Raw genomic sequence first — 13,844 nt, 5'->3', positions numbered from 1 at the left:
GCTTACATGAACTGCTCTTTCGTCGGGGAACTTGTTTTCTCGTCGGTCTATTGGGGTTGCCCCTCCCCGGGGCGGGGGTCACTTTCTTGGCTGTCGACCAGAGTAGGCGCTTTAGCGCCGTACTCTGGTCCCATGCAAAGAAAGTAACCAAAGAAAGCAGCTTTTTCTTGGCCCGCAGCAGCAAGAGCGTGGTCACTCCGCAGAAAAGCATTGGCACTCAGCTTGAATCAACCTTGAATCACCCTCCACGCCCGCTGAGTGCCACGTCCGCCGAGCCCCTTGGCTCGTCAAAACCATCTCGAAACGACGCCTCCGCCGCGTATTCGAACCTCGACAAGCCGCGCAAGCCCAACGACCACAAAAGGTTGAGACTGCGCTACGACTGCGACACGATACGGCAACGGCAACGGCAACGGCAACGGCAACGGCAACGGCAACGGCAACGGCTACGGCTACGGCTACGGCTACGGCAACGGCTACGGCTACGGCTACGGCTGCGGCTGCGGCCATCCGTTGAAGTTATTATCAGTTGCGCGAAGCATGCAGATGGTTTTGACGAGCCAAGGGGCTCGGAGGACGTGGGTGTTCAGTGGGCGTGGAGGGTGATTCAGGGCTGTTTCAAGCTGAGTACCAATGTCTATCTGCGGAGTTACCACGCTGTTGCTGCTGCGGGCCAAGAAAAAGCTGCTTTCTTTGGTTACTTTCTTTGCAGCAGCAAAGAAAGTGACCCCCGCCCCGGGGAGGGGCAACGCTAATAGACCGACACGAATACAAGTTCCCCGACGAAGGAGAGCGGCGAGAGCAAAGAGCAAAGAACAAAAAGCTCAAAACCCTCAAATCAACTCAACTTCCTTCCAATCAGCATTGGAAAAGAAACGGCTAAGCTCCCGAGTGAGCTCATTGAGCGCCCCCATCTCCTGGGGAGAAATCTTGTGCACATGCTGCCCCACCGTCCAGTCGCCATAAACGAGCGCGACAGTCGAATCGTTCGACTTCACGGGCAGCAGCACGAAAGCTTGCGCCTCGCCGAGCGTCTCCTTGTACCAGCGCGGCAAACGCGCGTCGATCCGCGGATCGTGGGCATTCTCGATGAAGATGCCGACGGGATTCGTTATCGCGAGATGGAACACATCGGGCCGGAATTCGGCGCTGAAGCAAAGCGAGGAAAGCATCGGCTCGATGCCCGTGCCCATGCCGAGACGCGCCTGGAATTCGTTGTTGGCCTGACGCACGAAGACGACCGTGCGCGAAAGACCGAGCCCCGCGAGCACCGCCTCCGACGCCAGCGCGAGCACCGGCGAAAGCGCGTTCTTCGACGGCAGCGAGCGCAAGTCGGCGAGACTCGCGCCGATGCGCGCCTCCGCCGATACGCTCGCCCGCGCCATGGCGTCCGCGTTCGCCTGCAATTCGACGATCTCGCGCATCACGCCGTCGCCGCTATCCTCGCTCGCGAGCGCAAGGCTCATCGACGCGAGCGTTTCCGCATCCGCATTGAGCGCGCCGCTGTAGCGCTCGGCGATATCGACGAGCATCGATTCGCGTCCGCCCGCCGCGACGTTCTGCGCGGTGAGCGCATCGGCGACTTCCGTCGAATAGTTGGTGACGGCTTGCAGCCAGCGTACGTGCTTCGGCACGGTTTCATCCGGCGGCGCGGTCGGGTCGCTCGCGCGCATGCCCGCGCGAATCGTTTCCGGCAGACGCCAGCGGTCCGCCGCCTCGATGCCGATCTCTTCGAACGTCACGCCGAGCAGCGCGGCGCACGCGCTACTGTCGCTGATGTTCTCGGTGGCCGCCTTGCGGCGCAACTGGTCCCACTCGTGTTCGAGATAGAACGCGACGAGCAGCTTGCCGATCTGCCGCATCAGCGTGCAGACCACCGCTTCTTCCGCTGAACGGAGGTCGATGCGCTCGGTTACTTGCCGGGCGACGGTGCCCGAAAGCAGCGTGCGGTTGAGTTCAAGCTTGGCGTCGATGCGGCGCGGCGCGCTTTGATGAAAGTGGTCGACGAGCTTGAGTCCGACGACGAGATGGCCGACCGCGTCCATGCCGAGCACCATCAGCGCCCGCGTGACGGTCGTGATGTTGCCGCCGAAAGCCATGTACATCGCGGAATTGGCGAGCCGCAGCACCTTCTGCGTGAGCCCGAAGTCCGACAGCACGACTTGCACGAGCGCAGTGAAGTCGAGGTCGTCGTCGCTCATCGCGGACACGGTCGTGCGCAGCGCCTGCGAAAGCATCGGGAAGTCCCCGCGCTCGCTCATGCGCCCCCACAACTTGTCCAGTAGTTCGGCCTTGGTGCGTGCCATGCGTAAAAAAACCTGTTGTAGCGCAACGGCTAACCCGAAGCGGCTCTGCCCGATCCATTCATTTAGCGGCCAGCCCCGGAAGATACACGGATTCAGGGCGTTAAGGCGCGCTCTTCGATTAGAACACGAACATTCGTACGCTCATATTGTCTCGTGCAGCACGAGCGAACTCGATTGGAACGAACGCGCGAGTTCGTCCGACGGCATGGCTTGACTGATCAGCCAGCCCTGGATGTGGTCGCAGCCCATTTCGGCGAGCAAGTCCCGCTGCGCCTCGGTCTCGACGCCTTCCGCGACGAGTTCCAGTCCGAGCGACTGCGCGAGCCCGACCACCGCGCTCACGATCGCGCGGTTGTTGCGCGACGTAATCAGGTTGTCGACAAAGCTGCGGTCGATCTTGAGCTTCGCGAGGGGAAACCGTTGCAAATAGGCGAGGCTCGAATAGCCGGTGCCGAAGTCGTCCACGGCGAAGCGGATGCCGAGCGCGCGCAGCGCTTCGAGCAGGCGCGTCGCTTCTTCCGGGTCCTGCATCAGCAGGCTTTCGGTGATCTCGAACACGAGCCGCTTGGCGTCGATGCCCGTGAGCGCGATGGCTTCCTTCACCGCGGCGAGGAAGCGCTTGTCGCGGAACTGCCGCGGCGACACGTTCACCGACACGTAATCGAGCCGGATGCCGATGGCGTCCCACTGCACGAGCTGCATGCACGCCGCCTTCAGCACCCAGTTGCCGAGATAGTTGATGAGGCCGATGGACTCCGCGAGCGGAATGAAGGTCGACGGCGGCACGAGCCCATGCACCGGATGATGCCAGCGCATCAGCGCTTCCACGCCGACGACCGCGCCCGTGCGGATCTTCGTGATCGGCTGGAAGAAGAGCGAGAACTCGCCGTTGCGCACGGCCTCGTAGAGGTCCGCTTCGAGCTTCAGGCGTTCCGCGTCGGCGGGATCGTCGTCGAGCGTATGGACGACGAGCGTGTTGCCGCCCGCGGCCTTCGCCTGCGCGAGCGCGAGATCGGCCATGCGCAGCAGGCTCGCCTGCACGCCGGATTTCGCCGTCGCGCCGTCTTTCACGGCGTGGTCCGGATACAACGCCACGCCGATGCTCGCCGACAAATGCGTGTGCTGCCCGCGATACCGGTACGGCTGCGCGATGGCGGTCAAGAGCCGCCGCGCGAGATTCTCGGCGGCTTCGGCGGTCGCGCCCGCGGGCAGCAGCAGGGCGAACTCGTCGCCGGCCACGCGCGCCACGCGCTCGCCGTGCGTAGCCGTGTGCTGAATGCGGCGCGCGGTTTCGCGCAGCATGTCGTCGCCGGCCTCGGAGCCGAGCGCGCGGTTGATGCGCTGATAGTCGTCGATATCCAGCAGGACGAGCGCCGTATGCGTGCGCGTACGTTCCGCTTCCGCCTGCATCGCGACGACCGCCGCCTGAAGCGCGGTCGCGTTCTCGAGGCCGGTGAGCGGATCGTGATGCAGCGCGTGCGTGAGCGACGCTTCGCGTTCACGCCAGCGCGACACGTCGAACGCGGCGAGCGCGAAGCCGGGCGTGCCTTGTGACGCGGTCGCCAGAAGCCGCAGCTCGACGCAGATCGGGTAAGTGAGCGACTTCACGAGATTGAGCGTCGCGCATTCGAGCTGGCCGCTTGCGCGCGCGCGGGCGACGAGCGCGTCCAGTTCGCCCGCTTCCTCGGACGGCACGAGATCGTGCAGCGTCAGCATGCTCAGGTAGTCGTGGTGATAGCCGATGAAGTCGATGCTCGCGTGCGACACGTACTGAAAGCGCAGCGCGTCGTCCACCTGCGCGAGGAAGTCGACCGCGCCGAGCGTGGCTTCGAGCGCGGCGGCCGGCTTGCCCGCGATGCCCGCGCTTTGAGCCGGGGACAAGGCGGAGGCAGAGGCGGACGCGGGCGACCCAGCGTCGTGCGCGTGCGGATCGCGGTCGTCTCGCGCGGCGGGTCTCCATGCGCGGCACAGCACATCGAGCGCGATGCGCCAGGGTGCGCGGCGGGAGACGGAAGTCCGGTTCGCTTGCATGGTCATTAAGGTTCTCGCGGCGGCGCGCAGCCGATGGTCGACGCACAGGCTGATCGTCGGATGCTTCGGCGGCGCGCGAATACCGCTTCGAGCGGCTCGGCGTACGGCGCGCCGGCACGACGCGCGGCACGCTCTATCACGCGAGTTATCGGCGGTTCAGCGAAATTCTTTAACCGCATGCCGGCTGCATGCCGCTCTCGCACGGGACGCCGGCCGCAATCAGGGAAAACGCCCGGCGCGGCCGTCGCGCGCTTGGCGTAAACATGGACGCAAGGCGATTTTCGGTTACAGTGCGCGTTTTCCGGCGGAAACGCCCCGGCCCCGGTCGCCATGCGGCGGGCGTTCCGCGTTACGGTCGCCCGATTCGGGAATTTGTCGCACACGTTACGCTTCATGATCGATTGTCTTTTATCGCCGGCCCGAGCAGGTCGTTGCGGCTTCGAGACCGCTCACGTGCCGGCGTCGGCGCAAACCTTTGCGTCCGCACTCGTCGTCCTGCCTGACGGATTCGTCGCTCTCATTCGGTTCCCGTCATGCCGGATTCTTCGCTGAAACTGCGCGCCCGACGCGAGCCGAGCGTCTATGTCGGCCGCCAGCCGATTCTCGACGGCGCAGGCGCGCTCGCCGCCTACGAGCTCCTCTTTCGCGACGGACCCGAGAACCGCGCCCGCGTCGATGACGACGTGCAGGCGACCGCGCATGTCGTCGCGCGCACGGTCGGCGAGATCGGCGTGCCGGCCGTGCTCGGCCTGCATCCCGGTTACGTGAACATGAGCCGCGAGCTGATCTTCGACGACATCGTGCATCTCATGCAGCCCGAGCGATTCGTGCTCGAGTTGCTGGAGAACATCGAGTTCGACGACGCGCTCTTCAAGCGATGCGCGCAGTTGCGCCGCGACGGCTTTCGCTTCGCGCTCGACGACGTGACGCGCCTCGACGATGCATTGCTCGCCGCGCTGCCATCGGTCGATATCGTCAAGGTGGACCTGCTCGCGGCCGAGCGCTCGCAGTTGCGCGAACTGACGGCGCTCGTGAAGAAGCACGGCAAGCTGCTCGTCGCGGAAAAGGTCGAGACGCACGAGGATTTCGCAGAGGCGCGCGAACTCGGCTTCGATCTCTTTCAGGGCTACTTCTTCGCGCGGCCGCAAGTGCTGTCGGCGCGGCGCGCGAGCCCGGCGCGCGGCACGCTCCTGCGGCTCTTGTCCGTGCTCGGCAGCGATCCCGGCCTGCGCGAGCTCGAAGTGGAACTGAAGCGCAATCCGGATATCGTGCTGCAACTCATGCGCCTCGCCAATTCGAGCGCGCATGCGCGCGGACGCAACGTGTCGTCGCTGAAGGAAGCGATGGCCGCCGCCGGCACGCGCCAGTTGATGCGCTGGACGCAACTGCTGCTGTACGCGGACGGCAGCGGCCTGCCGTGGCGCTCGGATCCGCTCCTGCAACTCGTCGGCACGCGGGCGCGCTTCATGGAACTGGCGGCGAATGCGCTGCGTCCATCGGATGAAGCGTTCTCGGATGCGGCGTTCATGACCGGCATCTTTTCGCTCGTGCATGTGGTGGTGGATCTGCAGCCGGCCGAAATTGTCGATAAGCTGCATCTGGCCGCCGATATCCGCTCGGCCATTCTGGCGGGCAAGGGCGAACTGGGCGCGCTGCTCGGCATCGCGCGGGCGACCGAGCGCGGCGATATCGGAGCCATCGACGAACGCCGGGCCGCCGATCCGGCGCTCGACGCGCTGACGCCCGAGCTTCTGGCCTCGCTTCAGGTCGAAGCGGCCGCATGGTTCGGCGAGCAGCGGCTCGACTGAACGCGGCACCAACCCGATCACGGAGAGACATCCGCATGAAAAGAAGAACGAAGATGGCAGGCGTGGCGGTTTCGAGCTTGATTGCATGCGTGGTTGCCGCGTATCCGTTGATGGCGCGCGCCACGCTCAAGCCGGGCGATGCCGCGCCGCCGTTCGTCACGCAGGCGTCGCTCGGCGGCAACGTCTTCGACTACTCGCTCGCCGACGCGCTAAAGAAAGGCCCCGTCGTGCTGTACTTCTATCCGGCCGCGTTCACGAAGGGCTGCACGATCGAGGCGCACGAGTTCGCCGAAGCGGTCGATCAATACAAGGCGCAGGGCGCGACGGTGATCGGCGTGTCGCACGACGATATCGGCACGTTGCAGCGTTTTTCAGTGAGCGAATGCCGCAGCAAGTTCCCGGTCGCGGCCGATACCGACGCGAAGATCATCGGCGCATACGACGCCGCATTGCCGTTCAAGAGCTCGATGGCCAACCGCGTGTCGTACGTGATCGCGCCGGACGGCAAGGTCATCTACGAGTACACGAGCCTGTCGCCGGATCAGCATGTCGCGAACACGCTGCAGGCGCTGCGCGAGTGGAACGCCAAGCACAAGGCACAGTGATGGCGGCCGCTTCGTTCGCTCGCAAAGGGTAGCCGTCATGCCGATCGTTCTCGCGCTCATCGCGCTCGCTGCGCTGATCTACGGCGCGGTGTGGTCCTTCGACGCGCTCGATGCGCGCTTCGGGCTGGGCGTCGCTGTCGGCGTCGCGGTGGTCGTGGCGGCGGCGGTCGCGGCGGGCGTCATGTACTGGCTCGCGCGGCGTCGCGAGATCGCGCCGAATCTGCCGCGCGTCAAGGGCGACGCCACCAACTGGACGCACGAACTGAAGCGCGACTGGGGCGGCGTGCGGCTCGCCGCGGGCAAGCGCCTGCTGGACGTGCGCGTAGGCGAGGCGACCGGCCACTACATCTTCGCCGACCTGCGCGACGCGCAGCTCGCTCACGACGACGCGCGCGGCGAGTGGCACGTCATTCTCGACGTCGCCGACAAGGCTCACGGCCAATGGCGTCTGCCGATGACCGACCGCGCAGAAGCCCGCAAGTGGACGCGCATTCTCTCACTCGCGGTTGCGCAAAAGCTCTGACGCGCGATGCGGCTGTCATTCGACGTGATAGCCGATGTCGCTGCGCACCTTGCCGCGAAACACCCAGTACGACCAGGTCACGTAGATCATCAGCACCGGCAGCAGGAACAGCGTTCCGATCAGGAAGAACTGATGCGTGATCGGCGCGGCCGACGCGTCCCATAGCGTCACCGAAGGCGGCGCGATGAACGGCCACAGGCTGATGACGAGCCCCGTGAACGCGAGGAAGAAAAGGCCCATCGAGCAGACGAAGGGCAGCACTTCGCGGCCTTTCGAGAGACTCGACCAGAGCTTCCACGCGAGAAAGGCCGTGAGCAACGGCACCGGCGCGAACGCGAAGGCCATCGGAAAGCCGAACCAGCGCGCCGCGATGCGCGCGTCTTTGAGCGGCGTCCACAAGCTGATGAGCAGAATGAACGCGAGCACGCCGATGAGCGCGAAGCGCGCCATTTTGCGGCCCCACGCCTGCAAGTCGCCTTCGGTCTTGAGCACGAGCCACGTCGAGCCTTGCAGCGCATAGCCGAATATCAGGCCGACGCCGACCAGGAGCGGAAACGGCGCGAGCCAGTCCCAGCTCGTTCCCGAATACTGGCGGCCGACAATCGGAAAGCCCTGAATGAACATGCCGAGCACGATGCCTTGCGAGAACGTGGCGAGCAGCGACCCGTACGCGAACGCGCGATCCCACAGCCACTTGCGCGCGCCGACGACTTCGCGGAATTCGAACGCCACGCCGCGAAAGATCAGCCCGAGCAGCATGAAGAGAATCGGGAAATAGACGGCCGGCACGATGATCGCGTAGGCGAGCGGAAACACCGCGAACAGTCCGCCGCCGCCGAGCACGAGCCACGTTTCGTTGAAGTCCCAGACGGGCGCGACGGAGTTGATCATCAGATTGCGCTCGTCGTGGTCGCGGCGCAGCAGAAAGAGCATGCCGACGCCGAGATCGAAGCCGTCGAGCAGCACGTACATGAACACGGCCAGCGCGAGAATGGCGGCCCACAGCGGCACGAGATCGAGCATCGCGTTCTCCGGTTGTCAGACGATGAGCTAGTTGGGCCGGCGCGGCGGCACGATGTCGTCGCTCGGCGCGACGTCCGCCGTCTGACGCGAAGTCTCGCCGCCCGACGACACCGCCGAAAGCGGCCGCGCCGCGCGCGTCTTCGGCTGAAGCAGTTCGTTCTCGTGGCCCTGCGTGGCTTCGGACGGACCGATGCGCACCAGACGCCGCAAGAGGATGTATCCCGAGCCGAAGATCACGGCGTACGCGAGCACGTAGAGCAGCCACGAGAGCCCGACATCGCCGGTGGTGAGCGAGGGCGTCACCGAATCGCGGGTGCGCAGGACGCCATACACCGTCCACGGCTGCCGGCCCGCTTCGGTCGTCGTCCACCCGGCGAGCACGGCGATGAAACCGAGCGGCATCGCGAACGTCGCCGCGCGCAGCCATCGCCTGCTGCGTTCGAGCTTGCCGCGCGCGAAGAGCACGATGCCCGACAGTACGATCGCGAGCATCAGCATCGCGATGCCGACCATGATGTGAAACGCGAAGAACACGACCGCGACAGGCGGGCGGTCCTCGCGCGGAAAGTCCTTGAGGCCGCGCACGTAGCCGTTTGGATCGTGCGTCAGATAGATGCTGCCGAGCACCGGCACCGAGATTTCGAAGTGATTGCGCTCTTCGTCCTGATCGGGAATGGAGAAAAGATTGGCGGGCACGCGCGAGCCGGAATCCCACAGCGCTTCCATTGCGGCGAGCTTGGCCGGCTGATGCTTGAGCGTGTTGAGGCCGTGAGCGTCGCCAAGCACCATCTGCACGGGCACCATGATGATCAGGAAGATCAGCGACATCTTGAGCATCACGCGGCTTTCCTCGATCGCGCGGCCCTGGCGCATGTACATTGCGCCGACGCCGAGAATGACGAAGGCGGTGGTCACGAGAAACGCGCTCACCGTGTGGCTCAGCCGGAACGGAAACGACGGCGAGAAGATCACGTCGAAGAAGCTGACCACTTCGAAGCGGCCGTCGGGCATGAGGCGGTAGCCTTGCGGCGTCTGCATCCAGCTATTGACGGCGAGAATCCAGAACGACGAGATGAGCGTGCCGAGCGCGACGAACAGCGCGGACATGACGTGCGCCCACTGCGGCACGAGCTTGCGGCCGAACAGCAGCACGCCGAGAAACGCCGATTCCAGAAAGAACGCGGTCAGCACTTCGTAGCCCATCAGCGGGCCGACGACGTTCGCGGTGCGGTCGGCGTAGCGGCTCCAGTTGGTGCCGAACTGAAACGGCATCACGATGCCCGACACCACGCCCATGCCGAACGACACCGCGAAGATCTTGAGCCAGAACGCCGACAGCCGCCGGTAGACATCGCGCTTGGTGATCCACCAGTTGACTTCCAGTGTGGCGATGAAACAGGCGAGCCCGACGGTGAAAGCCGGCAGCAAGATATGAAACGCGATGACCCACGCGAACTGAAAGCGCGAGAGCAGAACCGGGTCGATATGCATGAACGCTCCTTAGCGATTCTTGCAACGTTTGCGTCGAAGGATGCGAAAGTGCGCGCGTCGTCCTTGGTCGTCCTTTAATACACCGTTTGCCGGGGCGGGACACGCGGCGCGCATGACCCCTTTGCTACAATTTCGACCTCGCGCTCATCAGCTAACCGCGTGCCGGACGACCGGGACGCGCATCGACTCATTGGGGACGGCCCCATTTTTATGGGAGTGACCCGATGTCCTGGATTCTTCTCTTCATTGCCGGTCTGCTGGAAGTCGCGTGGGCGGCGGGGCTCAAGTCGTCCGACGGCTTCACGAAGCTCGGGCCGTCCGTGTTCACGCTCGTGACGGCCATCGGCAGTTTCGTGCTGCTCGCGCTCGCCATGCGCCAGTTGCCGCTCGGCACCGCATATGCGGTGTGGACCGGCATCGGCGCGGTCGGCGCGTTCGTGTTCGGCATCGTCTTCATGGGCGAGGCGGTGTCGGCGGCGCGCATCGTGAGCGCGGTGCTCATCATCGCGGGCTTGATCGGACTCAAGCTCACGTCGGGGCACTGAAAGGCGCGGGAACGGCAATCGCTTGACCGGTCCCGCACCACGCGCTCACCGCAGGCTTTTTGCGTGGATATAATGATCTGAAGTCAGTCTGACGGGCGCCTCGCGTGCGGTTGCGGTTTTCGCGGCGGGAGGCTGGCGGTTCCATCTTACGCGCGCCCGCGTAGCGGCATCTGTCGGTCACGCTCCGAACCAGCGGAAGCGGGCCGATTGTTTCAGCCGGTACAGCATCGAGCCGTGGCCTTAAGCGCGCGGCTGGCGCAACAAGGAGGCGGCAATGCTGGAATCACTTTCGCTCGCTGCGGGCCTTTCATGGGCGAGCGGGCTGCGCCTGTACCTCACGGTCTTCGTCGCCGGCCTGTTCGCCCGCATGGGCGTCATTCATCTGCCCGACACGCTCGCCGTGCTCGCTTCGCCGTGGGTGATCGGCGCGGCGGCGTTCCTCGCGTTCGTCGAATTTCTCGCCGACAAGATCCCCGCGCTCGATTCCCTGTGGGACGCCATTCATACGTTCATTCGCATTCCGGCGGGCGCCGTGCTCGCGGCGGGCTCGCTCGGCCACGCCGATCCGACCTTGCTCACCATCGCCGCGCTTGCGGGCGGCACGCTCGCCGGGGCGTCGCATTTCGCGAAGGCGGGCACGCGCGCGCTCATCAACCTTTCGCCGGAGCCGGTGTCGAACTGGGCGGCATCCGCCACCGAAGATGTCGGCGCGACGCTCGGCCTCGTGCTTGCGTTCTTCGTGCCGCTCCTGTTCCTCGTCATGCTGATCGCGTTTCTGGTGGTGGCGGGTTGGGCGCTGCCGCGTCTCGTGCGCGGCGTGCACGGCGGCGTGTCGCGCATGGCCAAGCATATGCTGCCGGGCACGCATAACCCGATCAGCCGACTGCGGAGCAAGCACGATTGAGCACCGCGGCCAACGACAAACCGGCGGCCAAGGCGTCGCAAGGACCGCACGCAGCGCACCACACGCACCCGGGCGCCCGACTCGACTTCCTCCAGACCGTGCGCCAGTCGTGGCGCATGACCGCGCGCGACTGGCGCGCGGGCGAACTCACGATGCTCCTGCTCGCGCTCGTGCTGGCCGTCGCCGCGTTGTCGAGCGTCGGTTTTCTCGCGGATCGCATGCGGCAGGGACTTGCGCGCGACGCCCGCCAGATGATCGCCGCCGATTTCGTCGTGCGCGCCGATCACCCCGTCGATTCGATGTTCGCTCAAGAAGCGCGCGCGCTCGGGCTGGAAACCGCAGGCACGACCATTTTCCCGAGCATGGTCAGTTCGGCCGGGCAGACGCCGCTTTCGCGGCTCGCGGCGATCAAGGGCGTGACGCCGGGCTATCCGTTGCGCGGCGCGCTGCGCATCGCGTCGGGCCCCGACGCGCCCGATGCGCCCGCGCAAGGCATTCCCGCGCCCGGCACCGTCTGGGTCGATCCCGCGCTGCTCGACGCGCTCAAGACGAAAGTCGGCGGCGCGGTGAAGGTCGGCACGCGCACCTTCACGGTCGCGGCGGTCATCACGCGGGAAATGGACCGCGGCTTCTCGTTCGTGAACTTTTCGCCGCGTCTCATGATGCGCGCCGATGAAATCGCGGCAACCGGGCTGGTCGGCTACGGCAGCCGCGTGACGTACCGGCTGCTCGTCGCGGGACCGGACGCGCAGGTCGAGCGGTTCGCGCAGTTCGCGCGCGGCAAGACCGACGGCGGCAAGCTGCGCGGCGTCGCGCTCGAATCGCTGTCGGACGGCCAGCCGCAAGTGCGGCAGACGATCGACCGCGCGAGCCACTTTCTCACGCTCGTTTCGCTCCTGACGGCATTGCTCGCGGCGGTCGCCATCGCGATGGCCGCGCACCGCTTCGCGCGACGCCATCTCGACGGCTGTGCCGCGATGCGCTGCCTCGGCGTCAGCCAGCGGACGCTGCGCGCGCTCTTCGTCAACGAATTCCTGGCGATCGGCGTGATCGGCAGCGTGGCGGGCATCGTGCTCGGCTTCATCGGGCATCTGGTGTTGCTACACGCGCTGGGTTCGCTCGTCGATGTCGAGTTGCCGCAGGCGAGCGTCTGGCCCGCGTTGCAAGGCATCGCGATGGGCCTCGTGCTGCTGCTCGGTTTCGCGCTGCCGCCGCTTTTGCCGCTCACGCGCGTGCCGCCGGTCCACGTGATCCGCCGCGAACTGGGCGATGCGAGCCGTATCGCGTATGCGGCGTATGGCGTCGGCGTGCTGCTGTTCGCGGCGCTGCTCGTGATCGCGGCGGGCGAGCTGAAGCTCGGCGTGATCGTCGCGGGCGGGTTCGCGGCGGGGCTGCTGCTTTTCGGCGTCATCGCGCGCGCGGCGCTGTGGGCGGCGGCGCGCTTCGTGCGGCGCGAAAGGAGCCGCGCGGGCGTCGGCTGGCGCTATGCGCTCGCGTCGCTGGAGCGGCGCAGCGGCGCGAGCGCGCTGCAGATCACGGCGCTCGGCATCGGGCTGATGTGCCTCTTGCTGATCGGCATGACGCGCAACGATCTCATCAAGGGATGGCGCGACGCCACGCCGCCGGATGCGCCCAACGAGTTCCTGATCGACATTCAGCCGGACCAGCGCGACGGCGTGCTCGCCTATCTCCACGGCCACGGCCAGCCCGACGCCGTGCTCTCGCCGATGGTGCGCGCGCGCCTTGTCGCGATCAACGGCAAAGCGGTGAATCCGGACAGCTACGACAAGCCGGACGCGAAGCGGCTGGTGGACCGCGAGTTCAACCTCTCCTACACGACCGCGCTGCCCGACGACAACCGCGTGACGCAGGGCGCGTGGTACGGCACGAGTGCGAAGCCGCAGGTGTCGATGGAAGAGGGCATCGCGAAGACGATCCGCGTGAAAATGGGCGACATGCTGCGTTTCGACGTGGCGGGCCTGCCGGTGGAAGCGCCCGTCACGAGCCTGCGCAAGGTGGACTGGAATTCGTTCAAGGTGAACTTCTTCGTGCTGATGCCGCCCGAGGCGCTCGCGGACTTGCCCGCGACGTTCATCACGAGCTTCCATCTGCCCGCGAACGATCAGCGCATGATCGACGGCCTGATCGCCGCGTACCCGAACGTGACGGCCATCGACACCGCGCCGATTCTCGCGCAGATTCAGCGCACGCTCGCGCAGGTGATCGGCGCGGTGCAGTTCCTCTTTATCTTCACGCTCGCGGCGGGCGTGCTCGTGCTGTACGCGGCGCTTGCCGGCACGCGCGACGAGCGCATGCGCGAGTCGGCGTTGTTGCGCGCGCTCGGCGCGTCACACCGGCAAGTGCGCTCGGTGCAGGTCGCGGAGTTCGTCGCGGTCGGCGCGCTGTCGGGCCTCATGGCCGCGCTCGGCGCGCAGGGCATCGGCTACGTGCTCGCGTCGCGCGTGTTCGAATTCCATATCGATTTCAATCCGTGGCTCGTGCCGGCGGGCGTCGTCGCGGGCATCGCGTGCGCGGGGCTCGGCGGCTGGCTCAGCCTGCGGCGCGTGCTGGCGCGCCCGGCGCTGCAGTCACTGCGGGACGCGTAGGT

10 protein-coding genes are annotated in these 13,844 nt (G+C 66.0%); 6 read left to right on the top strand and 4 right to left on the bottom strand.

Translation table 11 applies throughout. The features are described 5' to 3' along the window. Positions 1–833: 833 nt before the first annotated feature. Positions 834–2,306, bottom strand: a complete 1,473-nt coding sequence (locus LDZ24_RS08900) for an HDOD domain-containing protein (protein WP_248320139.1) — start codon at positions 2,304–2,306, stop codon at positions 834–836. A 141-nt stretch (positions 2,307–2,447) separates the two neighbouring features. Continuing rightward, a complete protein-coding gene (locus tag LDZ24_RS08895) occupies positions 2,448–4,337 on the bottom strand; it encodes a bifunctional diguanylate cyclase/phosphodiesterase (protein WP_248322314.1) in 1,890 nt (629 codons plus the stop codon). Positions 4,338–4,870: 533 nt separating this feature from the next. Between LDZ24_RS08895 and LDZ24_RS08890 the strand changes: the two genes are divergently transcribed. From LDZ24_RS08890 to LDZ24_RS08880, 3 genes are read left to right on the top strand one after another with little or no spacing between them, the layout of a single operon-like run. After that, on the top strand, positions 4,871–6,145 hold the full coding sequence (locus tag LDZ24_RS08890) for an EAL and HDOD domain-containing protein (protein WP_248320138.1): 1,275 nt from the start codon (positions 4,871–4,873) through the stop codon (positions 6,143–6,145). Between the two features lie 35 nt (positions 6,146–6,180). Then, positions 6,181–6,750 (top strand): peroxiredoxin, encoded by a 570-nt coding sequence (locus LDZ24_RS08885; RefSeq protein ID WP_248320137.1) that lies wholly within the window; start codon positions 6,181–6,183, stop codon positions 6,748–6,750. Positions 6,751–6,787: 37 nt separating this feature from the next. After that, positions 6,788–7,273 (top strand): hypothetical protein, encoded by a 486-nt coding sequence (locus LDZ24_RS08880; protein ID WP_248320135.1) that lies wholly within the window; start codon positions 6,788–6,790, stop codon positions 7,271–7,273. Positions 7,274–7,288: 15 nt separating this feature from the next. Here LDZ24_RS08880 and cydB read toward each other — a convergent pair whose 3' ends face one another. Together cydB and LDZ24_RS08870 are read right to left on the bottom strand one after the other, a co-directional pair. Continuing rightward, the gene (gene cydB, locus LDZ24_RS08875; RefSeq protein ID WP_175944278.1) at positions 7,289–8,296 is read right to left on the bottom strand and encodes a cytochrome d ubiquinol oxidase subunit II; all 1,008 of its coding nucleotides are present in this window, start codon (positions 8,294–8,296) and stop codon (positions 7,289–7,291) included. A 27-nt stretch (positions 8,297–8,323) separates the two neighbouring features. After that, on the bottom strand, positions 8,324–9,787 hold the full coding sequence (locus tag LDZ24_RS08870) for a cytochrome ubiquinol oxidase subunit I (protein WP_248320133.1): 1,464 nt from the start codon (positions 9,785–9,787) through the stop codon (positions 8,324–8,326). A 224-nt stretch (positions 9,788–10,011) separates the two neighbouring features. On the opposite strand from LDZ24_RS08870, the gene sugE reads away from it, so the two are divergent. The 3 genes from sugE (at position 10,012) to LDZ24_RS08855 (ending at position 13,842) form a co-directional block, all read left to right on the top strand. Next, positions 10,012–10,332: a quaternary ammonium compound efflux SMR transporter SugE gene (gene sugE, locus LDZ24_RS08865; protein WP_206466633.1), complete on the top strand. Its 321-nt coding sequence runs from the start codon at positions 10,012–10,014 to the stop codon at positions 10,330–10,332. Positions 10,333–10,606: 274 nt separating this feature from the next. Beyond that, complete coding sequence (locus LDZ24_RS08860) at positions 10,607–11,236, top strand: DUF4126 domain-containing protein (protein ID WP_206466632.1); 630 nt, start codon at positions 10,607–10,609, stop codon at positions 11,234–11,236. Then, positions 11,233–13,842, top strand: coding sequence for an ABC transporter permease (locus tag LDZ24_RS08855; RefSeq protein WP_371747336.1), 2,610 nt, complete (start codon positions 11,233–11,235; stop codon positions 13,840–13,842). The genes LDZ24_RS08860 and LDZ24_RS08855 overlap by 4 nt, the downstream gene beginning before the upstream one ends. Positions 13,843–13,844: the final 2 nt, after the last annotated feature.

Source organism: Caballeronia sp. Sq4a (assembly GCF_023170545.1).
Taxonomy (GTDB): Bacteria; Pseudomonadota; Gammaproteobacteria; order Burkholderiales; family Burkholderiaceae; genus Caballeronia.
The sequence above is the reverse complement of the archived record's forward strand: the minus strand, read 5'-3'. Positions and strand labels throughout refer to the sequence as shown.

Excerpts from the sequence above, each read along its gene's own strand:
- LDZ24_RS08900 (WP_248320139.1), bottom strand. The coding sequence starts at position 2,306 with ATGGCACGCACCAAGGCCGAACTACTGGACAAGTTGTGGGGGCGCATG.
- LDZ24_RS08895 (WP_248322314.1), bottom strand. The coding sequence starts at position 4,337 with ATGCAAGCGAACCGGACTTCCGTCTCCCGCCGCGCACCCTGGCGCATC.
- LDZ24_RS08890 (WP_248320138.1), top strand. The coding sequence starts at position 4,871 with ATGCCGGATTCTTCGCTGAAACTGCGCGCCCGACGCGAGCCGAGCGTC.
- LDZ24_RS08885 (WP_248320137.1), top strand. The coding sequence starts at position 6,181 with ATGAAAAGAAGAACGAAGATGGCAGGCGTGGCGGTTTCGAGCTTGATT.
- LDZ24_RS08880 (WP_248320135.1), top strand. The coding sequence starts at position 6,788 with ATGCCGATCGTTCTCGCGCTCATCGCGCTCGCTGCGCTGATCTACGGC.
- cydB (WP_175944278.1), bottom strand. The coding sequence starts at position 8,296 with ATGCTCGATCTCGTGCCGCTGTGGGCCGCCATTCTCGCGCTGGCCGTG.
- LDZ24_RS08870 (WP_248320133.1), bottom strand. The coding sequence starts at position 9,787 with ATGCATATCGACCCGGTTCTGCTCTCGCGCTTTCAGTTCGCGTGGGTC.
- sugE (WP_206466633.1), top strand. The coding sequence starts at position 10,012 with ATGTCCTGGATTCTTCTCTTCATTGCCGGTCTGCTGGAAGTCGCGTGG.
- LDZ24_RS08860 (WP_206466632.1), top strand. The coding sequence starts at position 10,607 with ATGCTGGAATCACTTTCGCTCGCTGCGGGCCTTTCATGGGCGAGCGGG.